We start from the raw sequence: 21,163 nt of genomic DNA on the forward strand, positions 1-21,163 counted from the left end.
TGCGCTGCCGGCGACATCCGACGGTTGTGTCGGACGGAGGTCGGACACCGTAGGGTTGCCCCGTGATCGACCTCAAAGTGCTGCGAGAAAACCCGGATGTCGTGCGTGCCTCGCAACGGGCCCGGGGCGAGGATCCCGGTCTCGTCGACGCGCTGGCCGACGCGGACACCGCTCGGCGCGCGGCGATCTCGGCGGCCGACAACCTGCGTGCCGAGCAGAAGGCGGCCAGCAAGCTGATCGGCAAGGCCTCCCCGGAGGAGCGGCCCGTGCTGCTGGCCAACGCGAAGGAACTCGCCGAGAAGGTCAAGGCCGCCGAGGCCGAGCAGGCCGCCGCCGAGGCCGCCTATGCCGCGGCGCACATGGCGATCTCCAACGTGATCATCGACGGAGTCCCTGCCGGTGGCGAAGACGACTTCGTGGTGCTCGACACCGTCGGTGAACCTCCGGTCATCCCCGACGCCAAGGACCACCTCGAGCTCGGCGAGGCACTGGGACTGATCGACATGGAGCGCGGCGCCAAGGTGTCCGGCTCGCGGTTCTACTTCCTGACCGGCTACGGCGCGCTGCTGCAGCTGGGCCTGTTCCAGCTCGCGGTGCGCACCGCGACCGAGAACGGCTTCACGCTGGTGGTGCCGCCGGTGCTGGTGCGCCCGGAGATCATGCGCGGAACCGGGTTCCTGGGTGCGCACGCCGACGAGGTCTACCACCTGGAAGAAGACGACCTCTACCTGGTCGGGACGTCCGAGGTGCCGCTGGCAGGGTTCCGCTCCAACGAGATCCTCGATCTCTCCGACGGTCCGCTGCGCTACGCCGGGTGGTCGTCGTGCTTCCGCCGCGAGGCGGGCAGCTACGGCAAGGACACCCGCGGCATCATCCGGGTGCACCAGTTCGACAAGGTCGAGGGCTTCGTCTACTGCAGGCCCGAGGACGCCGAGGCCGAGCACGAGCGACTGCTCGGCTGGCAGCGGCAGATGCTGGCCGCGATCGAGGTGCCCTACCGCGTCATCGACATCGCGGCGGGTGACCTCGGCTCCTCGGCGGCGCGGAAGTACGACTGCGAGGCCTGGGTGCCGACCCAGCAGACCTACCGCGAGCTGACCTCGACGTCGAACTGCACCACGTTCCAGGCCCGCAGGCTCTCGGTGCGCTACCGCGACGAGAACGGCAGGCCTCAGACGGCTGCGACGCTGAACGGGACGCTGGCCACCACCCGCTGGCTGGTCGCGATCCTGGAGAATCACCAGCAGCCCGACGGCAGCGTGCGGGTTCCCGACGCGCTGGTCCCCTACGTCGGCACCGACGTGCTGCGCCCGAAAAGCTGAGAAGCTAACGGGCGGCCAGTAGCCGGTCGAGCACCCGGACGAACTCGTCCGGGTCAGCCGGGGTGCACGCCGGTTTGAACCGCACTCCCTCGACGTCGAGGGTCACCAGCGTGGAACGAAACGGCCTGCTGGTGTCCAACGGCAGCCAGCGGCGGAAGTCGGAGCTGCCCCACACCCGGAACCGGTGGGTGAACGTGCCGAGCGGATCGGCGGAGTAGCTCCGGATCTTGCGCAGCGGAATGACTTTCGACGTGCCCGACGGAAAGTGGTAGCGCCGCAGCGTCAGTGCCTCGTGATCGAGCTGGATGCGCCCGTCGTCGTAGTAGAGGGTCTGCGCGCCGGCGTCCGTCATAGCTTCTCCGACCTCAGTTCGTGGCCTTTGGTGGTCAGGCATCTGCCGTTCGGCAGGTTCCACTGCCAGCCGTGCAGATTGCAGGTCAGGGTGTCGCCCTCGACGACGCCGAACTTGGACAGATCGGCCTTCAGATGCGGGCAGCGCCGCTGGATCTCCCAGCCGTCGAGCGTGATCGACGCGCTGTCGTCATGGGCCTCGGCGAACCAGCCGTCGGCGTAGGCGATCCGCTCGTCGGTGAGGCACTTGAAGAACGTGTAAAGGTACTCGTTGTATCCGCCGACCCGCCACGCGGTGAACCGGGTCGACAGGAAGATGGTGTTCACCCAGTCGGGTTCGTTGTCACGCAGTACGGTGCGCACCAACTCGGGCGCGATCCCGAACCCGTAGCGGAACTTCTCGTCCGGGATCGGTTCGCGCACAGCGCGTTTCGGGAAGTCCAGCACCACTGTTTCGGTGCCCATCCGGAGCTCGACCGGGTAGCCGATGCCGTCGCAGATCTGGTCGGACTGCGCCATGATCGGCTCGAACAGCTCGCGCAACGGCTCCAGCAGCGGCTCACCGGTGGCCGGCGCCCAGCCGGCCTTCTCGGCGGCGAGCACGGGCGCGATCCGCTCGGCGAAGTCTTCGATGTAGGCGGCCTTGCCGGTCGTGAAGATCGCCTCGACGTCGGCCTCCGGGATGGGATGCGTCAGCGAATTCAGTTGCGATCCGGTCAGATCCGCGGTCGAGCCGGGGATCATCAGCAGTCCGCCATGGTGGCCGTGGCTGCGCATCTGGTCCAGGAACACCATCTGGTCGGGGAAGATGTTCGCCGGGTCGCCGTGGTCGTCGTTGAGGTCGCGCAGCTCCGGGTCCAGGAAACACGGGGGACCGGCGGACGGGATCACCCATGTCGCGCCGACCTGGGCGATGTACTGGCGGCAGCGGTCCATCTGTCGTTGCCGCTTCTGCACGCCGAACGCCTCCTTGGCGCGGGCCGGCATGTCGTAGACCATCGGGTACCAGATCGCCCCGGAGTACTGCAGCATGTGCACGTCGACCTGGCCGAAGTCGGCGTGCACCATGTCGAGGTCCACCGGGCGCGCGTCGTTCATGTTGAACGCGACCGTCTCGCCGTCGTCGACGATCAGGCCGGAGTCACCGATCGGGCCGTCGGCGGGCGCGCGCAGCGCGACGACCATCACATCGAGGTCGCCCTTGGGGCCGCTGATGCGGTGCTTGACCGAATCGGTGGTCTCGAAGAACGTGTGGAACCCGAGTTTCTCCAGTTCGCGGCGCAGATCCGGCACCGGGAAGTCCGGCAGCAGGACCACCGCGTCCTTGTTGACGTTCTCGCTGAGGTTCTTGGGGTCGAAGTGGTCCTTGTGCAGGTGCGAGACGTAGAGGTAGTCGACGTCGCCGAGCGCGGCCCAGTCCAGTCCGGTGTTGTCGGGGAACGGAAACCAGGACGCGAAGTAGGCGGGGTTGACCCACGGGTCGCACAGAATGCTGCCCGCTGTGGTGTCGATGCGGAAGCCCGCATGCCCGACGCTGGTGACCTGCACAGATATCCCTTCCGGGCCGGATACCCAAACTCCTTGCCCGTCTGGCAGTTTAGCCGGGCGCGCGGGGCTACTCGTGCCGGCGAACGCCTCCCCTTGCCCCGGGTGTGCCCCAGCGCACTACGCTGGCGGCTGTGGAACCGGTATATGGCACCGCCATCCAGATCGCTCGCCTGGTCTGGCGGATCCAGGGGCTGAAGTTCACGATCACCGGCGTCGAGAATCTGCCCAAGACCGGTGGCGCGGTGATCGCGATCAACCACACCAGCTACTTCGACTTCACGTTCGCCGGGCTGCCCGCCTACCAGCAGCACCTGGGCCGCAAGGTGCGGTTCATGGCGAAGAAGGAAGTCTTCGACAACAAGATCAGCGGCCCGTTGATGCGGGGTATGCGCCACATCCCGGTCGACCGGGACAACGGTGCGGCGTCCTTCGAGGAGGCCTGCCGCCGGCTGGCCGCCGGGGAGTTCGTCGGGGTCTATCCCGAGGCGACGATCAGCCGCAGTTTCGAGATCAAGGAGTTCAAGTCCGGCGCGGCGCGGATGGCGATCGCGGCGAACGTGCCGATCGTGCCGCACATCGTGTGGGGCGCCCAGCGGATCTGGACCAAGGGTCATCCGAAGAACATGAAGCGGCCGAAGGTGCCGATCCACATCGCCGTCGGCACCCCGATCGAGCCGACCCTGCCGGCTTCCGAACTGACCGCGCTGCTGCACTCGCGGATGCAGCATCTGCTGGAACAGGTGCAGGACGCCTACGGCCCGCACCCGCCCGGTGAATTCTGGGTGCCCCACCGGATGGGCGGCGGTGCCCCGACGCTCGCCGAGGCCAACCGGATGGACGCCGAGGAAGCAGCGCAGAAGGCCGCACGGCGCGGCGGGACGCCCGGACTGGACACCGGAACCTCTGAGGCGCCGGGGTAGTCCAGATGGAACCGGTCTTCCGCGCGCTCGAGGTCACGGCCAAGTTCGCGGTGTGGGCCACCGGCACGAAGATCACCTTCCGCGGCCTCGACAACCTGCCCGCCACCGGTGGCGCGGTGGTCGCCATCAACCACACCGGCTACGTCGACTTCCTGCCCGCCGCGCTCGCCGCGCACCAGCGCGGGCGCCGCATGCGGTTCATGATCAAGGCGGAGATGAACGAGGTGCGGGCCATCCGCTTTCTGATCAAGCACACCAGGACGATCCCGGTCGACCGGCAGGCCGGAGCGGGTGCCTATGCCGCCGCGGTGGCCTCGCTGCGCGGCGGAGAGATCGTCGGGGTCTATCCGGAGGCGACGATCAGCCGCAGCTTCGAGCTCAAGGAGTTCAAGTCCGGTGCGGTCCGGATGGCCCGGGAGGCTCAGGTGCCGATCGTGCCGCTGATCGTCTGGGGCGCCCAGCGGGTGTGGACCAAAGGGCATCCGAAAGCATTGGGACGCAACAGGTTCCCGGTGACCGTTCTCGTCGGTGCGCCGATCGATTCGTCTGGTGATGCGGTCGCGCTCGACGCGACGCTGCGTGCCGAGATGGACCGGCTGCTGCACCGGGCACAGGTTGACTACGAACAGCCGCCGGGAGCTTTCTGGCTGCCGCGGCGCCTCGGCGGTGGGGCACCGACCCCGGCGGAGGCGCGACTGATAGAGGAGGCCGAGATGGCAGAGCGCGCGCGCAGACGGGGCGAGCGCCGGTGACGCCGCTGCTGATCGCCACAGACGTCGACGGCACCCTGATCGACGACGACGAGAACGTCACCGCGCGGACGCGGTCGGTGGTGCGGGCCGCCGTGGACGCGGGCACGCGGTTCGTGCTCGCGACGGGCAGGCCGCCTCGGTGGGTGCAGCCCATCGTGGACCAGCTGGGATTCGCGCCGATCGCGGTGTGCGCCAACGGCGCGGTGATCTACGACCCGGCCACCGACCGCATCGTGTCGGCACGCACGCTCTCGACGGACCAGCTCGCCGAGCTCGCCGAGATCGCGACGCGGGTGATTCCCGGAGCCGGTCTGGCCGTGGAACGCGTCGGCCAGAGCGCGCACGACGCCGCCACCCCGCAGTTCGTCAGCTCACCGGGTTACGAGCACGCGTGGCTGAACCCGGACAACACCGAGGTCTCGATCGAGGACCTGCTGAGCGCACCGGCGGTGAAGCTGCTGATCCGTAAGGCCGGCGCGCGTAGCGCGGACATGGCCGAGGTGCTGGCCCGGCACGTCGGCCTTGAGGGGGACCTGACGTATTCGACCAACAACGGGCTGATCGAGGTGGTGCCGCTCGGGGTCAGCAAGGCCACCGGTATCGACGAGGTGGCCCGCCCGCTGGGGATCGAGGCGGCCGACATCGTGACGTTCGGGGACATGCCCAACGACATTCCGATGCTCGGTTGGGCCGGCCTCGGCGTCGCGATGGGCAATGCGCACCCGGAAGCGATCGCCGCGGCCGACGAGGTGACCGTGACCAATGCCGAAGACGGTGTGGCGCGCGTCCTCGAACGCTGGTGGCGTTAGCGCCGCCGGGTGGTGTCAGACCGGGTTGCTCGGCGGGGTGAACCGCTCCAGCTGAACGGGATTGAGATCGGCGGGCGGCAGTTCGACGGGCACTCCGTCGGTCACCCGTGTCACCGTGCCGTTCTCCCGGTCGAAGTTCAGCGTCCCGTGCTGGAAGTTCTGCACGATCCACAGCGGTTCGGGGATCTCACTGCTCGTCGGCAGCCCCAGTGCGCCGCGCTCGAACCCGAGCGCGCCCCAGGCGCGGTACAACTCGCCGGTGATCGGCTGCGCACCGGTCTCCGGGGACCAGTACACGGCCCCGTGCTCGAAGGTCACATAGCGCGTCGCGCCAAGCCCGGAGGCCTCCGGTGAGGTGGGGCGGCCCAGGTAGCTGTTCATCCCGCCCAGCGCCTCCCACTTGGCGTGGATCGCGCCACCGCGCAGGGTTTCGGCGAGTTGCTCCGGTCCGGGCGGATCGTTGAACCGCGCGGCGATGTTGCGGATCTCGGGCATCAGGGCGTACGCCGCGGCGCCCGGGCATTCGGTGTTCCCGACGTCGCGGTGGGTGAAGATCGTCGGCAGCGTCGGGGTGGCGCCGAACGGGAACTTGGTGAACGAGCCACCCTCGGACGGCAGCACCACCGAACCCAGCGGGTCGACACTGGACTGGCCCAGCACCCAGCCGAGAAGCCGTGCGGTGTTGCGCAATTGCACCGGGGTCGGCGGCACGGTCTCGAAATTGCCGAGCATCGCCACACCCCAGGTGTTGTGGTTGAAGCCGCCGGTGTGCGCGCCCTCGACGGGCCGCGTCATACCGCCCGCGCGACCCTCGAACACCTGGCCGTACTTGTCCACCATCGCGTTGTAGGCGATGTCGCACCAGCCCAGCGTCCGGGTGTGGTACTCGTAGATCGACCTGATGATGCCCGCGGAATCCTCCGGCGCGTATTCATTGCTGCCGGCCGTGTGGTGGACGACACCGGCGCGAACCTTGGTGTCGTAGCGCGGTTCTCCGCACCGCATGCCCTCGTCGGCACCCCACTGCGCGCGGTTGATGATGTGCGGTGGCTGGCCGGCGGGGGTCAACGCGTTGGGCAGTGGGCCGAGATCCGGCGGCGCCTCGGGCGGGCTGATCAGCACCGCGGTGACGTTCTGGGCGAACGGCTGCTCGACGTTGGCGGGCACGTACCCGAGCTGCGGGCCGTCGGGCTTCGGGGCCGCCGGCGCGGTGACCGGGGCGTCGTGCGGGCGCGTCACCGCGATCTGCACGGTCGTGGTGCGGCCGATGAACACCGGTTCGGTGCCACGAGGTCCGGGCAGGTCGGCGCCGACGCCTTCGAGGGGTTCGGCCTCGTACCACGGCCCCCAGGTGCCGTCGTCCTTCTTGGCCCGCACCCGCGCCGAGGTACCGGTGAGGTCGTCGGAGGTCAGCGCGACCATCGAGAACGGGGTGTCCTGGTGAAGCTCCCGGATGGTCTCGCCGCCGCCGAGATCGGGCAGCGGTTGCTGGGCGAGTTGGGGCGCGGACGCGACGGGACGGTCTTCCTCACCGGGGAGTCCGGTGATCGCCCACGGCAGCAGCAGCACTGTCGCCGCTAGCGCGGTGAACAGCACCGATGGTGCGCGGCGCGGATACAGCACGGACTGATGTTACGTATGTGACAACTGATACCCGTGTGGCGACACGCCGAAACGGGGTTATCTACACGCAGTGCATTTACACGCAGTGTCATCTACACGCAACGGCACCGCAGAGCGTGCTGGCGCTTCTGCGGTGCCGTTCCGTGACAGGACTGAGAAGGAGTCCGGCTCAGGCTCCCGGCTCGAAGCTGGCCTCGGCGGCGCCCAGGCCGGCCTCGACCGGGGCCGCCTCGCCGACCTCGCCGGCGGCGGTGGCCAGCGGCGCGGCCGGGACCGGCGGCACGGGCGGCTTGACCGCCGACATGATCGCGGGCATCAGCACACCCTTGAGCAGGTCGATCGCCTCGCCGGCGCCCAGCGAATCGGCCGCGCTGGCCAGATCGCCGAGCAGCCCGCCGCTGCTGGTGGCCACCGGCTGGGTCGCGGCCAGCGTCGGATCACCGAGTACCGGGTAGGAGCCCAGCGCCGGGTCGAGGCCGATCGGCGCCGAGATCGGGATCTCCCCGGGGGCCGTCAGGCCGGTCGAGATCGGCGAGACGCCGAGTGCCGGGTCGGTCAGGCTCGGCGTGGTCAGGCCGGGCGTGCTCAGTCCGGGAGTGGACAGGGCCGGGTCGGTCAGCGACGGCGTGGTCAGACCGGGGGAGGCCAGCGCCGGGTCCGTCAGGCTCGGCGTGGTCAGACCGGGCGTGGTCAGGCCGGGTGAGGCCAGCGCAGGATCGGTGAGGCTCGGCGTGGTCAGACCGGGTGTGGTCAACCCGGGCATGGCGCCGGTCGGGCTGGTCAGGGCCGGATTGGTCAGGGCCGGGTTGGCCAGGCTCGGATCGGTCAGCGAAGGCGCCGCCGACAACCCGGGCATCAACCCGGGGGAGGTGAGCCCGGCGGTGCCCAGTCCGGGCGTCAGCGTCGTCGGCGACGAGCTGGTTCCGGTCAACAGGCCGGTCGGAAGCGGAGGCAGGTTGATACCGAACTGGGAAAGGCCCTGCGACAGCGCCGTCATCAGCTCGCCGGGCAGGTCGGCGATGCTGGCGGCCTGGACGAACTCGCGATGCTGCGGCTCGTTGTCGAGCGCTCCTGTGGCGGACAATTCGGAAACGGCTATGACTGCAACTGGACTTGCGACGGCCAGAGCGGCGACTGTGCTCAGGGCTGTCGAGAGCCGGCGGCGACGTCGGTTCGGCACGGAAGTCTCCCTAATACATGGATTACGCGGATACGGTTCTGGCGTACGTGACTGATGCTACTGATGTGACAGGTGTGACTAGAGTGACGATATGGAATCGTGAGCGAATCGCGACCTGGACGGCTCGGCCAACTCGGGTGATCAGTGCGCGGTCGGATACCCTTGCTGCCGATGAACTCTGGATTCGATCTCTTCGTCGTGGGCTCCGGGTTCTTCGGTCTCACAATCGCCGAGCGGGCGGCCACGCAGCTCGGTAAGCGTGTTCTGGTCGTCGAACGGCGCCCGCACATCGGCGGTAACGCCTATTCCGAACCGGAGCCCGAGACCGGCATCGAGATCCACAAGTACGGCGCGCACCTGTTCCACACCAGCAATCAGCGGGTCTGGGATTACGTGCGCCAATTCACCGAATTCACCGGCTATCAGCACCGCGTCTTCGCGCTGCACAACGGTCAGGCCTACCAGTTCCCGATGGGGTTGGGCCTGGTCAGCCAATTCTTCGGCCGGTACTTCACCCCGGACGAGGCACGCGCGCTGATCAAGGAGCAATCCGCCGAGATCGAGACCGCCGACGCGCAGAACCTGGAGGAGAAGGCGATCTCGCTGATCGGGCGCCCGCTGTACGAGGCGTTCGTCAAGCACTACACCGCCAAGCAGTGGCAGACCGACCCCAAGCAGCTGCCGGCGAGCAACATCACCCGGCTGCCGGTGCGCTACACCTTCGACAACCGGTACTTCAACGACACCTACGAGGGTCTGCCCGTCGACGGCTACACCGCGTGGCTGGAGAACATGGCCGCCGACGAGCGCATCGAGGTTCGGCTGGACACCGACTGGTTCGACGTCCGTGAAGAACTCCGGGCCGCGAACCCGGACGCGCCGGTCGTGTACACCGGCCCTCTGGACCGGTACTTCGACTACGCCGAGGGCCGGCTGGGCTGGCGGACGCTGGACTTCGAGCTCGAAGTGGTGCCGACCGGGGACTTTCAGGGCACCCCGGTGATGAACTACAACGACGCCGACGTGCCCTTCACCCGGATCCACGAGTTCCGGCACTTCCACCCGGAGCGGGACTATCCCGACGACAAGACGGTGATCATGCGGGAGTACTCGCGGTTCGCCGAGAACGACGACGAGCCCTACTATCCGATCAACACCGACGCCGACCGTGCGGTGCTCGGCGCCTACCGGGCGCGGGCCAAGGCGGAGACGGCGTCGTCGAAGGTCCTGTTCGGCGGCCGGCTCGGCACCTATCAGTACCTGGACATGCACATGGCGATCGCCAGCGCGCTGAATATGTATGACAACGTCCTCGCGCCGCATCTGCGCGACGGCGCGCCGCTGGCCGACCCCGACACAGAAAGCAGTTGAGCATGAGTGACATTCCGTCCGGTGCGCTCGATACCGGGCAGTCACGCGCGGTCAGCCCGTTGGCCCGCATCATCCTGCCGCGGCCGGGCGAGCCGTTGGACGTCCGCAAGCTCTATATAGAGGAATCGGACACCAACGCCCGGCGCGCACATGCGCCGACCCGCACGTCGCTGGAGATCGGCCCGGAGTCCGAGGTGTCGTTCGCCACCTACTTCAACGCGTTCCCGGCCAGCTACTGGCGGCGCTGGTCGATCCTGGAGTCGGTGGTGCTGCGGGTCGAGCTGTCCGGCAGCGCCCGTGTGGACGTGTACCGGTCCAAGGCCACCGGCGCCCGGATCACCGTCGGCGGCGCCTCGGTCGTCAGCACGGTCGAGGGCGAACCAGCCGTCGCCGAGTTCGAGATCGAACTGGCCCCGTTCGAAGACGGTGGCTGGATCTGGTTCGACATCACCACCGACGCGAAGTCCACGCTGCACCACGCGGCCTGGTACGCACCGATGGCCGCCCCCGGACGGGCGAGCGTGGCCGTCGGCATCCCGACGTTCAACCGGCCGGCCGACTGCGTCAGCGCGCTGGCCGCGCTCACCTCCGACCCGCTGGTCGACGAGGTCATCACCGCGGTGATCGTGTCCGACCAGGGCACCAGCAAGGCCAAGGACCATCCCGGTTTCGATGAGGCCGCGGCGGCGCTCGGCGACCGGTTGTCCATTCACAACCAGCCGAACCTCGGCGGATCCGGCGGCTACAGCCGCGTGATGTACGAGGCGCTGAAGAACACCGACTGTGAACAGATCCTGTTCATGGACGACGACATCCGCATCGAACCCGATTCGATCCTGCGGGCGCTGGCGCTCAACCGGTTCGCGAAGGTGCCCACGCTCGTCGGCGGGCAGATGCTCAACCTGCAGGAGCCCTCACATCTGCACGTGATGGGCGAGATGGTCGACGCGGCGAACTTCATGTGGACCGGCGCGGTGAACACCGAGTACGACCACAACTTCGCCAAGTACCCGCTCAACGACGAAGAGGAATACCGCAGCAGGCTGCTGCACCGCCGCATCGACGTCGACTACAACGGCTGGTGGATGTGCATGATCCCGCGGCAGGTCGCCGAGGAACTCGGTCAACCGCTGCCGCTGTTCATCAAGTGGGACGACGCCGACTACGGTCTACGCGCCGGCGAGCACGGCTATCCGACGGTGACGCTGCCGGGTGCGGCGATCTGGCATATGGCCTGGAGCGACAAGGACGACGCGATCGACTGGCAGGCGTACTTCCACCTGCGCAACCGGTTGGTGGTCGCGGCGCTGCACTGGGACGGCGACATCAAGGGACTGCTTGCCAGCCATCTCAAGGCGACGCTCAAACACCTTCTGTGCCTTGAGTATTCGACGGTCGCCATCCAGAACAAGGCGATGGACGACTTCCTGGCCGGGCCTGAGAACCTGTTCTCGATCCTGGAGTCGGCGTTGCCTGAGGTGCGCAGGATGCGTCAGGACTATCCCGACGCCGTCGTACTGCCCAGCGCGACCGCGCTCCCGGCGCCGTCGGACAAGCGGTGGCGCAAGAAGGTCACCATCCCGACCAACCCGCTGGCGATCTCGACCCGGCTGGCGCGCGGAGTCGTGCACCAGTTGCGTCCGCACGACCCGATCCATCACGAGCGTCCGCAGATCAACGTCGCGACGCAGGACGCGCGCTGGTTCTCGCTGTGCAAGGTGGACGGTGTCACGGTGACCACGGCCGACGGACGCGGCGTCGTGTTCCGCCAGCGTGACCGCGACAAGATGTTCGATCTGCTGCGTGAGTCGCTGAAGCGGCAGGCGCGGCTGGCCCGCAAGTTCAACCACATGCGCAAGGTGTACCGCGCCGCGCTGCCGACGCTGACGAGCCAGCAGAGGTGGGAGAGCGTGCTGAACTCGGTGCCGGAGTCCGTCAATGGCTGAGAGCCCGCGCGGTGAGGACGCCGTGCTGGTCGCGGTGCAATCCGCGGTGGCCGAGCGGCCCGGCATTCTGCCTGCGGCGCGGGCACTTTCACACTTCGGCGAACACAGCCTGGGCTGGCTCGCGGTCGCGGGCCTTGGCGCGCTGCTGTCCACGAGCAAGCGCGACGACTACGTGGCCGCCGGGGTGGGCGCGTTCCTGGCACACGCGGCCGCCGTGGTGATCAAGCGGGTGGTGCGCCGCAAGCGGCCGCATCACCCGGCGATCGCGGTGAACGTCGGAACACCGAGCCGGCTGAGCTTCCCGTCCGCGCACGCGACGTCGACCACGGCGGCGGCGGTGTTGCTGGCACGCCCGACCGGGCTGCCGTTGCCCGCGCTGCTGGTGCCGCCGATGGCGTTGTCGCGCCTGGTGCTCGGGGTGCATTACCCGACGGATGTGCTGACCGGTGTCGCCGTGGGGGCGGCGGTGGCAAAGGCGGTCGAAAAAGTGAGGCGGTCATGAGTACGTCCGAGGTCACCACCGGCGCCAGCTCCACCGCGGGCCCGCCGAAGAATCTCTTCACCGGTGTCATCAAGGCGATGCGGCCACGGCAGTGGGTGAAGAACCTGCTCGTGCTCGCCGCACCGATCGCCGCGCTCGGCGGCGACGTCCGGTATGACTTCGACGAACTGGCGATCAACATCCTGATCGCGTTCGTCGCGTTCTCGCTCGCGGCGTCCTGTATCTACCTGGTGAACGACTCGCGCGACGTCGAGGCCGACCGCCAGCACCCGACCAAGAGATTCCGGCCGATCGCCGCCGGCGTGGTCCCGGAATGGCTGGCCTACACGCTCGCGGTGGTGCTGGCCGTCGTGTCACTGGGCATCTCGCTGCTGGCCTCGGTGAACCTCGCGATCGTCATCGCGGTGTACATCGCCATGCAGCTCGCCTACTGTTTCGGCCTCAAACACCAAGCGGTGCTGGACATCTGCATCGTGTCGTCGGCCTACCTGATCCGCGCCATCGCGGGCGGTGCGGCGGCGGGCATCCCGCTGTCGCAGTGGTTCCTGCTGGTGATGACCTTCGGTTCGCTGTTCATGGTGGCCGGGAAGCGTTACGCCGAACTGCAACTCGCCGAGCGCACCGGGGCCAAGATTCGCAAGTCGCTGGAGAGCTACACGGCGTCCTACCTGCGCTTCGTGTGGACGGTGGCCGCCACCGCGATGGTGGTCTGCTACAGCCTGTGGGCGTTCGAGCGCGACGGCTCCGCCGCATCGTGGTATGCGGTCACGATCATTCCGATCACCATCGCGATCCTGCGCTACGCCGTCGATGTCGACGGCGGACTCGCCGGGGAGCCCGAGGAGATCGCGCTGAAGGACCGGGTACTGCAACTGCTGCTGCTGGCATGGATCGGGACCATCGGTGCGGCCGTCATCCTCGCCTGAGACTCGCTTGTCCGCGTCGGTGCGGATCAGCCTGTGGGTGAGCACCGCGGTGGTCGCGGTGCTCTTCGGCTGGGGCGCGTGGCAGCGGCGCTGGATCGCCGACGACGGGCTGATCGTGCTGCGCACGACGCGGAACATGTTGGCGGGCAACGGCCCGGTGTTCAACGCCGGCGAACGGGTGGAGGCCAACACCTCGACGGCGTGGTCGTATCTGATGTATTTCGGCGGGCTGGTGGCGGGTCCGGCCCGGCTGGAGTACGTCGCGCTGACGTTCGCCCTGATCCTCAGCGTGCTGGGGGTCGTTTTCGTGATGCTGGGCACCGCGCGGCTGTACGGCCCGGTCCTGGGCGGACGGTCCGCGGTGATGCTGCCCGCCGGCGTGCTCGTCTACATCGCGATCCCCCCGGCCCGGGACTTCGCCACCTCCGGTCTCGAAAACGGTTTGGTGCTGGCCTATCTGGGCCTGCTGTGGTGGATGATGGTGATCTGGGCGCAGCGCCGCGGCCAACCGGTCTCGACGGCGTTCGACATGACGCTGGCGTTCGTCGCCGGCTTCAGCGTGCTGGTGCGTCCGGAACTCGCGCTGGTCGGCGGACTGGCGCTGGTGATGATGCTGATCGTCGCCTCCGGTTGGCGCAGACGCGTCCTGATCGTCGTCGCCGGAGGCCTGCTTCCGGTCGCCTACCAGATCTTCCGGATGGGCTACTACGGACTTCTGGTGCCCGGTACCGCGGTGGCCAAGGACGCCACCGGCGCGAAATGGGAACAGGGTTTCAGCTATCTGGCGAATTTCAACCAGCCGTATCTGCTGTGGGCGCCCGCGGTCCTGCTGATCGGGCTCGCGCTGATGGTGATGCTGCTGTGCGGGCGTTCCCCACGGGTGCACCGGCCGGCCACCATGGAGTCGGGCCGGTTCACCCGGATGGTGCAAAGCCCCTCTGCGGTGGTGGCATTCATTCTCCTCAGCGGGTTCCTGCAGGCGGTGTACTGGATCCGCCAGGGCGGCGACTTCATGCACGGCCGCGTGCTGCTGACGCCGTTGTTCCTTCTGCTGGCCCCGGTTTCGGTGATCCCGCTGATGCTGCCCGATGTGCGCAGGATGGCGCGGGGTGCCGGCTACCTGTACGCCGGGGCGACGGCGCTGCTGTGGCTGGCGGTCGCCGGCTGGTCGGTGTGGACCGCGAACTCGCCGGGTATGGGCGCCGATGCGACGCGGGTGACCTACACCGGCATCGTCGACGAACGACGGTTCTACGCGCAGGCCACCGGCCACGCCCACCCGCTGACCGCGGCCGACTACCTGGACTACCCGCGCATGCGCGCGGTGCTCACCGCGATCGAGAACACCCCGGACGGCGCGCTGCTGCTGCCGTCGGGCAACTACGACGTGTGGGACGTCGTGCCGGCCTATCCGCCGCCACCGGACGCACCGCCGGACTACCGCGGGCCGTTCACCGTCTTCTTCACCAACTTGGGCATGCTCGGCATGAACGTCGGCCTCGACGTCCGCGTCATCGACCAGATCGGTTTGGCGAATCCGCTTGCCGCGCATACTGAACGGATCGAGAACGGCCGAATCGGACACGACAAGAACCTGTTCCCGGACTGGGCGGTCGCCGAGGGTCCGTTCCTCAAGGAACAGCCCTACATCCCGAAGTACCTCGACGAGGACTGGATCCGGCAGGCCGAGGCGGCGCTGCAATGCCCCGAGACCCAGGAGATGCTCGACGCGATCCGCGCCCCGATGGGGCCGCGTCGTTTCCTGTCAAACCTGGTACACGCCGCCCAGTACACCAGCTACCGCTTCGACCGGGTGCCGCGGTACGAGCTCGCGCGCTGTGGTCTGCCGTTGCCCGAACCGGTCAACCCGCCGTACACCGGGATGCCCCCGACCGGGCCATGAGGTTCGAAGTGCGATCACGCGATTTGCTGGCAGAGCGGTCTTTCTGATTTCGTAACGCTGTAGCCATGTCGGTCGGATAAGGCATGTGACGCAATGTCTGCGGCTTCGCAGCGGTGTTACGGAAATGAGAGATCACCACAAAGGTGTGGTTGACTACAAGGCAACTGGGCCGGACTCGGGGATCGCTCTGAGGAGCTCGTTCCTTCACAGGAGCGACGAGCCTGCTGCCGTTGAACGACAGATGGGAAAAACTCAAGCATGAAGTTCGTTGGGAGGCTGCGTGCCGCAGCCCGCCGATTGACGGTGGTCGCTGCTGCGGCTGTCGTGCTGCCCGGCCTGATCAGCGCGGTGGGCGGCTCGGCGACTGCCGGCGCGTTCTCGCGTCCGGGCCTGCCGGTCGAGTACCTGATGGTGCCTTCGGCCGGGATGGGCCGTGACATCAAGGTCCAGTTCCAGAGCGGCGGGCCGAACGCCCCCGGTGTCTACCTGCTCGACGGTCTGCGCGCCCAGGACGACTTCAACGGCTGGGACATCAACACCCAGGCGTTCGAGTGGTACCTCGACTCCGGTCTCGCGGTGATCATGCCCGTCGGCGGCCAGTCCAGCTTCTACACCGACTGGTACAGCCCGGCCTGCGGCAAGGCCGGCTGCCAGACCTACAAGTGGGAGACGTTCCTGACCCAGGAACTGCCGGCCTACCTCGCCGCCAACCACGGTGTGGACCCGAACCGCAACGCGGCCGTCGGTCTGTCCATGGCCGGTTCGGCGGCGCTGACGCTGGCGATCTACCACCCGCAGCAGTTCCAGTACGCGGCGTCGCTGTCGGGCTACCTGAACCCGTCCGAGGGCTGGTGGCCGTTCCTGATCAACATCTCGATGGGTGACGCGGGCGGCTACAAGGCCAACGACATGTGGGGTCGCACCGAGGACGAGAGCAGCGCCTGGAAGCGCAACGACCCGATGGTCAACATCGGCAAGCTGGTCGCCAACAACACCCGCATCTGGGTGTTCTGCGGCAACGGCAAGCCCGCCGAGGTCAACGGCAGCGTGGCGGGTGACAACCTGCCCGCGAAATTCCTGGAGAGCCTCACGCTGCGGACCAACAAGACCTTCCAGGAGGAGTACATGGCCGCGGGCGGTAAGAACGGCGTGTTCAACTTCCCGGCCGGCGGTACGCACGACTGGCCGTACTGGGGTCAGCAGCTGCAGCAGATGAAGCCCGACATCCAGCGGGTGCTCGGCGCTGTGCCGCAGCCGTCGGCTCCGGTCGGCGCCGCGGTTCCGGCCGAGACCGCCGCAACGGGCGGCTGACGCTCCGACAGACGGTACTGACGGCGGTGATCCCCAGGGGTCACCGCCGTCAGTCGTTTTGGCCTCCGGCGCCTCCCGGTGATGTGATTCACTACGCCAGGTAGGAACCGGACGGCGAGAGAGGTCGCAGATGCGCGGGATGTTTCGAGCGGTAGCCGCCGCGGCGATGGCCGCGCTGCTGTGGTCAGGTGCGGTGGCACCGTTCACGCCGTCCACTCCGGTGGCCCGGGCCCAGGGCGTCGAGATGCTGATGGTGCCGTCGGCGGCGATGGGCCGCGCGATCCCGGTCGCGTTCCAGGGCGGCGGCCCGCACGCGGTCGTCCTGCTCGACGCGTTCAACGCCGCACCCGACGTCAGTAACTGGGTGACCGCCGGCAACGCGATGAACACGCTGTCCGGTCTGGGTATCTCGGTCGTCGCGCCCGCGGGCGGCGCCTGGTCCATGTACACCAACTGGGAGCAGGACGGCAGCAAGCAGTGGGAGACGTTCCTGGCCGACGAGCTGCCGAACTGGCTGGCCGCCAACAAGGGCCTGGCGCCCGGCGGGCACGGGATCGTCGGTGCGGCCCAGGGCGGCACCGGCGCGATGACGATGGCCGCGTTCCACCCCGACCGGTACCGCTTCGCCGGCTCGCTGTCGGGCTTCCTGACCCCGTCGGCGACGGCGATGAACGGTGCGATCACCGCGGGTCTGGCCCGGTTCGGCGGTGTCGACACCCGCACCATGTGGGGATTGCCACAGCTGGGCCGGTGGAAGTGGCACGACCCGGACGTGCACGTCCAGCTGCTGGCCAACAACAACACCCGGCTGTGGGTGTTCAGCCCGGCGACCACCACCTGCACCGATGTACCCGCGATGATCGGGTACTGCGACCAGGCACAAGGCAGCAACCGCACCTTCTACCAGCACTACCGTGGGGTCGGTGGCGGTAACGGTCATTTCGACTTCCCGACCTCGGGAAATCACGACTGGGGGAGCTGGAGCGGACAGCTCGCGGCCATGTCCGGCGAACTCGTCGCGACCATCGCCTGACCCGGGGGCAGCCGGCGCAGGCCGGTACGTTGGAGTCGTGCAACACGGCTCACGCTCGGCGATCGCGGGATTGGCAGGACTGTCCGCGCTCGTCGCTCTCCCCGCTGCGTGGCTGACCGGTTGTTCGAGCGACATGATGGCCGGCATGGGCTCGGAGGTCGAGACAGCGCCCCCGCACGCGCAGTCCAGCATCCAGGCGCCGGGCCCCGGTAACCCCGGCGCGAAGTCCAACGCTCTGGTCGTCACCCCGAATCAGCAGGAGTATCTCGACGCGCTGTCCGCGGCGGGTGTGACGCCGTCGAGCGAGCTGTCGGCGCTGAGCATCGGCTCCTACGTGTGCCAGGCCCGCGCGGCCGGCCAACCCGACCAGGCGGTGTGGGATTTCGTCGCACCGCTGGTCCGCAACGACCTCCGCGGCGCCGAGGAGTCCGACGGCGCGCGCGCCGACTCCCCGTCGGCGGATGACACCGACGCCGCGACGGCCGACTACATTCGGATCGCGACCGAACGACTCTGTCAGTAGGAGCCCCACACCCTCATGGCGAAGACCAACCGGCGGAAACGCCATCGCATCCTCGCGCTCGCTGCCGCCGGGGCGGTGGCCCTTGTCGTGGTGCTGATCGTCGCGATCGTGATCGTGGTGCTGCGCCGCCCCGACGCGCCGCCGACCGCGGTGCCGCCGTCCGCGGTGCCGCCCGCCGGGGTGCCTCCGACGTCGAAGCCGCGCCCGGACTTCCAGGATGCGAGCTGCCCCGACGTCCAGTTGGTGTCGATCCCGGGCACGTGGGAGTCGTCGGTGACGCTGGATCCGTTCAACCCGGTGCAGTTCCCGGCGGCGCTGCTGCTCAACGTCACCAACCCGATCCGCGGTGCGTTCGACAACCAGCGCCTTGAGGTCTACACCGTCCCGTACACCGCGCAGTTCCGTAACCCGTTGTCGGCGGACCGCCAGATGTCCTACAACGACAGTCGCGCCGAGGGCACCCGCAACGCGATCCAGGCGATCACCGACATGAACAACCGGTGCCCGCTGACCAGCTACGTGCTCGTCGGGTTCTCCCAGGGCGCGGTGATCGCCGGCGACATCGCCTCCGACATCGGCAACGGCCGCGGTCCGGTCGACCAGGACCTGGTGCTCGGGGTGGCGCTGATCGCCGACGGCCGCCGCCAGGCCGGGGTCGGCCAGGAGATCGGGCCGAACCCGCCGGGGCAGGGCGCGGAGATCACGCTGCACGAGGTGCCGACCCTGTCGGCGCTGGGGCTGACGATGAGCGGCCCGCGGCCCGGGGGCTTCGGGATGCTCAACGACCGCACCTTCGAGATCTGCGCCCGGGGCGACCTGATCTGCGCGGCTCCGGAATCGGCGTTCAACATCACCCAGCTGCCGCAGACCCTGCAGGTGCTCTCCGGCGGCGCGGGCCAGCCGGTGCACGCGATGTACGCGACGCCGGATTTCTGGAACCTGGACGGTTTACCCGCCACAGGATGGGCATTGAATTGGGCACAGGGTTTGGTGGACAACGCGCCTCGGCCGAAGCACGGCTGACGTGAGCCTCGTAACGTTTCGAGCAAAATTCGTCAGGTCGACGGCAGGTTGATTTGGCCTCGGTTGCGCAGGTCGCCTAGCATATCGTCAGATTAAGGAAAATCTAAGAGCGGTCGCCGGTGGTTGATGGGTTGGGGGCCTCCTCCCCGGTACGATTTTTCGGGGCTTCCGGGATCCCGCTCGATTGGAGTTTAAGAAAATGGCCTTCCACAATCCGTTCCTCAAGGACGGTTTGATCAAGTTCCCGGACAACGGAAACCTGGTCAAACACATCGAGCGATGGGCAAAGGTGCGCGGCGACAAGGTCGCGTACCGATTCATCGACTTCTCGACCGAGCGTGACGGTGTGGAACGCGATCTGCACTGGGCCGATTTCGGCGCCCGCAACAAGGCCATCGGCGCGCGACTGCAGCAGGTCACCCAGCCCGGTGACCGCGTCGCGATCCTGTGCCCGCAGAACCTGGAGTACCTGGTGGCCTTCTTCGGCACGCTGTACTCCGGACGCATCGCGGTGCCGCTGTTCGATCCCAACGAGCCCGGACACGTCGGGCGGCTGCACGCGGTCCTCGACGACTGCTCGCCGTCGGCGATCCTGACCACCACCGCCGCGGCCGAGGGCGTGCGCAAGTTCTTCCGGACCAGGCCCGCCAAGGACCGTCCCCGCGTCATCGCTGTCGACGCGGTCCCCAACGAGGTCGGCGCCACCTGGGAGCCGGTCGAGGTGCAGCACGACACCATCGCGTACCTGCAGTACACGTCCGGCTCGACCCGGATCCCGACGGGTGTGCAGATCACCCACCTCAACCTCGCCACCAACGTGGTGCAGGTGATCGAGGCGCTGGACGCCGAAGAGGGCGACCGCGGTGTGTCCTGGCTGCCGTTCTTCCACGACATGGGGCTGATCACGGTGCTGCTGTCGCCGATGCTCGGCCACTACATCACCTTCATGACGCCCGCGGCGTTCGTCCGCAGGCCGGGCCGCTGGATCAGGGCGATGGCGCGCAAGCCCGACGACACCGGCGGTGTCATCTCGGTGGCCCCGAACTTCGCGTTCGACCATGCCGCGGCCCGCGCGGTGCCCAAGGACGACGAGCCGCCGCTGGACCTGTCGAACATCAAGTGCATCCTCAACGGCAGCGAGCCGATCTCGGCGGCCACCGTGCGCCGGTTCAACGAGGCGTTCAGCCCGTTCGGCTTCAAGCCCGAGGCGATCAAGCCGTCCTACGGCCTGGCCGAGGCGACGCTGTTCGTGTCCACCACCCCGATCCACGAGCATCCGAAGATCGTCCTGGTGGACCGTGACGAGCTGAACAACCACCGGTTCGTGCCGGTGCCCGACGGCTCGCCCAAGGGTGTCGCGCAGGCGGGTGCGGGCAAGGTCGGCGTCGCGGAGTGGGCGGTGATCGTCGACCACGAGACCGCCACCGAGCTGCCGGACGGTCAGATCGGCGAGATCTGGATCAGCGGCCAGAACATGGGCACCGGCTACTGGGGTAAGCACGAAGAGACCGTCGCGACGTTTCAGAACATCCTCAAGTCGCGCACCACGCCGTCGCACGCCGAGGGCGCCACCGACGACGCCACCTGGGTGCGCACCGGTGACCTCGGCGCGTACTACGACGGTGAGCTCTTCATCACCGGCCGCGTGAAGGATCTGGTGATCATCGACGGCCGCAACCACTACCCGCAGGACCTGGAGTATTCCGCCCAGGAGGCCACCAAGGCGCTGCGGACCGGGTTCGTTGCGGCGTTCTCGGTACCCGCGAACCAGTTGCCCGACGAGGTGTTCGACGATTCGCACGCCGGTCTCAAGCGCGACCCCGACGACACCTCCGAGCAGTTGGTCATCGTCGGTGAGCGGGCGCCGGGCGCGCACAAGCTCGACGTCGGGCCGATCATCGACGACATCCGCGCCGCGATCGCGGTCCGTCACGGCGTCACGGTGCGTGACGTGCTGTTGACCGCCGCGGGCGCGATTCCGCGCACGTCCAGCGGCAAGATCGGCAGGCGGGCCTGCCGATCGGCATACCTGGACGGCAGCCTGCGCAGCGGCCGGGTGGCCAACGCCTTCCCCGATGAATTGGACTGACGCTCAACACATCTGCGGCCGTGCCGGTCGC

General features: G+C 68.1%; 18 protein-coding genes. 14 read left to right on the forward strand and 4 right to left on the reverse strand.

The features are described from left to right. The first annotated feature begins 62 nt into the window (after positions 1-62). Positions 63-1,322, forward strand: a complete 1,260-nt coding sequence (gene serS / locus NTM_RS08575; protein ID WP_163766039.1) for a serine--tRNA ligase — start codon at positions 63-65, stop codon at positions 1,320-1,322. Between the two features lie 4 nt (positions 1,323-1,326). Here the strand turns inward: serS and NTM_RS08580 are convergent, their stop codons facing one another. Next, the gene (locus NTM_RS08580) at positions 1,327-1,674 is read right to left on the reverse strand and encodes a hypothetical protein (protein WP_083142791.1); all 348 of its coding nucleotides are present in this window, start codon (positions 1,672-1,674) and stop codon (positions 1,327-1,329) included. Further along, on the reverse strand, positions 1,671-3,221 hold the full coding sequence (locus NTM_RS08585) for an MBL fold metallo-hydrolase (RefSeq protein ID WP_163766040.1): 1,551 nt from the start codon (positions 3,219-3,221) through the stop codon (positions 1,671-1,673). The genes NTM_RS08580 and NTM_RS08585 overlap by 4 nt, the downstream gene beginning before the upstream one ends. A 131-nt stretch (positions 3,222-3,352) precedes the next feature. On the opposite strand from NTM_RS08585, the gene NTM_RS08590 reads away from it, so the two are divergent. The 3 genes from NTM_RS08590 to NTM_RS08600 are packed head-to-tail and all read left to right on the forward strand — an operon-like array spanning position 3,353 to position 5,702. Then, the gene (locus NTM_RS08590; RefSeq protein WP_104865202.1) at positions 3,353-4,141 is read left to right on the forward strand and encodes a lysophospholipid acyltransferase family protein; all 789 of its coding nucleotides are present in this window, start codon (positions 3,353-3,355) and stop codon (positions 4,139-4,141) included. Between the two features lie 5 nt (positions 4,142-4,146). Further along, positions 4,147-4,893: a lysophospholipid acyltransferase family protein gene (locus NTM_RS08595; RefSeq protein ID WP_104865203.1), complete on the forward strand. Its 747-nt coding sequence runs from the start codon at positions 4,147-4,149 to the stop codon at positions 4,891-4,893. Beyond that, positions 4,890-5,702 (forward strand): HAD family hydrolase, encoded by an 813-nt coding sequence (locus NTM_RS08600; protein WP_104865204.1) that lies wholly within the window; start codon positions 4,890-4,892, stop codon positions 5,700-5,702. The genes NTM_RS08595 and NTM_RS08600 overlap by 4 nt, the downstream gene beginning before the upstream one ends. Positions 5,703-5,717: 15 nt before the next feature. Here the strand turns inward: NTM_RS08600 and NTM_RS08605 are convergent, their stop codons facing one another. Next, on the reverse strand, positions 5,718-7,325 hold the full coding sequence (locus NTM_RS08605; RefSeq protein WP_163766041.1) for an N-acetylmuramoyl-L-alanine amidase: 1,608 nt from the start codon (positions 7,323-7,325) through the stop codon (positions 5,718-5,720). A gap of 169 nt (positions 7,326-7,494) precedes the next feature. Continuing rightward, positions 7,495-8,505, reverse strand: coding sequence for a hypothetical protein (locus NTM_RS08610; RefSeq protein ID WP_163766042.1), 1,011 nt, complete (start codon positions 8,503-8,505; stop codon positions 7,495-7,497). 171 nt (positions 8,506-8,676) lie between these two features. Between NTM_RS08610 and glf the strand changes: the two genes are divergently transcribed. The 10 genes from glf to fadD32 all read left to right on the forward strand — a co-directional run bounded on the left by glf (position 8,677) and on the right by fadD32 (position 21,132). After that, complete coding sequence (gene glf, locus NTM_RS08615; RefSeq protein WP_104865207.1) at positions 8,677-9,876, forward strand: UDP-galactopyranose mutase; 1,200 nt, start codon at positions 8,677-8,679, stop codon at positions 9,874-9,876. Between the two features lie 2 nt (positions 9,877-9,878). Beyond that, positions 9,879-11,822 (forward strand): glycosyltransferase, encoded by a 1,944-nt coding sequence (locus NTM_RS08620; RefSeq protein WP_163766043.1) that lies wholly within the window; start codon positions 9,879-9,881, stop codon positions 11,820-11,822. Next, positions 11,815-12,324: a phosphatase PAP2 family protein gene (locus NTM_RS08625; protein ID WP_163766044.1), complete on the forward strand. Its 510-nt coding sequence runs from the start codon at positions 11,815-11,817 to the stop codon at positions 12,322-12,324. Before NTM_RS08620 ends, NTM_RS08625 begins: the two co-directional genes overlap by 8 nt. Then, on the forward strand, positions 12,321-13,250 hold the full coding sequence (locus NTM_RS08630) for a decaprenyl-phosphate phosphoribosyltransferase (protein WP_104865210.1): 930 nt from the start codon (positions 12,321-12,323) through the stop codon (positions 13,248-13,250). Before NTM_RS08625 ends, NTM_RS08630 begins: the two co-directional genes overlap by 4 nt. Then, positions 13,228-15,153 (forward strand): terminal beta-(1->2)-arabinofuranosyltransferase, encoded by a 1,926-nt coding sequence (aftB, locus tag NTM_RS08635; protein ID WP_435405082.1) that lies wholly within the window; start codon positions 13,228-13,230, stop codon positions 15,151-15,153. The genes NTM_RS08630 and aftB overlap by 23 nt, the downstream gene beginning before the upstream one ends. 258 nt (positions 15,154-15,411) lie before the next feature. After that, the gene (locus NTM_RS08640) at positions 15,412-16,464 is read left to right on the forward strand and encodes an esterase family protein (RefSeq protein ID WP_104865212.1); all 1,053 of its coding nucleotides are present in this window, start codon (positions 15,412-15,414) and stop codon (positions 16,462-16,464) included. A 130-nt stretch (positions 16,465-16,594) separates the two neighbouring features. Then, positions 16,595-17,497: an alpha/beta hydrolase-fold protein gene (locus NTM_RS08645; protein WP_163766046.1), complete on the forward strand. Its 903-nt coding sequence runs from the start codon at positions 16,595-16,597 to the stop codon at positions 17,495-17,497. Positions 17,498-17,534: 37 nt separating this feature from the next. After that, a complete protein-coding gene (locus NTM_RS08650) occupies positions 17,535-18,020 on the forward strand; it encodes a DUF732 domain-containing protein (protein WP_232079663.1) in 486 nt (161 codons plus the stop codon). 15 nt (positions 18,021-18,035) lie between these two features. Beyond that, positions 18,036-19,043 carry a carboxylesterase Culp6 gene (gene culp6 / locus NTM_RS08655; protein ID WP_104865214.1) on the forward strand — a complete coding sequence of 336 codons (1,008 nt, stop codon included), beginning with the start codon at positions 18,036-18,038 and terminating at the stop codon, positions 19,041-19,043. Between the two features lie 199 nt (positions 19,044-19,242). Then, positions 19,243-21,132, forward strand: a complete 1,890-nt coding sequence (gene fadD32 / locus NTM_RS08660) for a long-chain-fatty-acid--AMP ligase FadD32 (protein WP_163766047.1) — start codon at positions 19,243-19,245, stop codon at positions 21,130-21,132. The last annotated feature ends 31 nt before the right edge of the window (positions 21,133-21,163 follow it).

This window comes from Mycolicibacterium parafortuitum (assembly GCF_010725485.1).
Taxonomy (GTDB): domain Bacteria; phylum Actinomycetota; class Actinomycetes; order Mycobacteriales; family Mycobacteriaceae; genus Mycobacterium.

Excerpts from the sequence above, each read along its gene's own strand:
- NTM_RS08580 (WP_083142791.1), bottom strand. The coding sequence starts at position 1,674 with ATGACGGACGCCGGCGCGCAGACCCTCTACTACGACGACGGGCGCATC.
- NTM_RS08595 (WP_104865203.1), top strand. The coding sequence starts at position 4,147 with ATGGAACCGGTCTTCCGCGCGCTCGAGGTCACGGCCAAGTTCGCGGTG.
- glf (WP_104865207.1), top strand. The coding sequence starts at position 8,677 with ATGAACTCTGGATTCGATCTCTTCGTCGTGGGCTCCGGGTTCTTCGGT.
- NTM_RS08620 (WP_163766043.1), top strand. The coding sequence starts at position 9,879 with ATGAGTGACATTCCGTCCGGTGCGCTCGATACCGGGCAGTCACGCGCG.
- NTM_RS08625 (WP_163766044.1), top strand. The coding sequence starts at position 11,815 with ATGGCTGAGAGCCCGCGCGGTGAGGACGCCGTGCTGGTCGCGGTGCAA.
- NTM_RS08630 (WP_104865210.1), top strand. The coding sequence starts at position 12,321 with ATGAGTACGTCCGAGGTCACCACCGGCGCCAGCTCCACCGCGGGCCCG.
- NTM_RS08640 (WP_104865212.1), top strand. The coding sequence starts at position 15,412 with ATGAAGTTCGTTGGGAGGCTGCGTGCCGCAGCCCGCCGATTGACGGTG.
- NTM_RS08645 (WP_163766046.1), top strand. The coding sequence starts at position 16,595 with ATGCGCGGGATGTTTCGAGCGGTAGCCGCCGCGGCGATGGCCGCGCTG.
- culp6 (WP_104865214.1), top strand. The coding sequence starts at position 18,036 with ATGGCGAAGACCAACCGGCGGAAACGCCATCGCATCCTCGCGCTCGCT.
- fadD32 (WP_163766047.1), top strand. The coding sequence starts at position 19,243 with ATGGCCTTCCACAATCCGTTCCTCAAGGACGGTTTGATCAAGTTCCCG.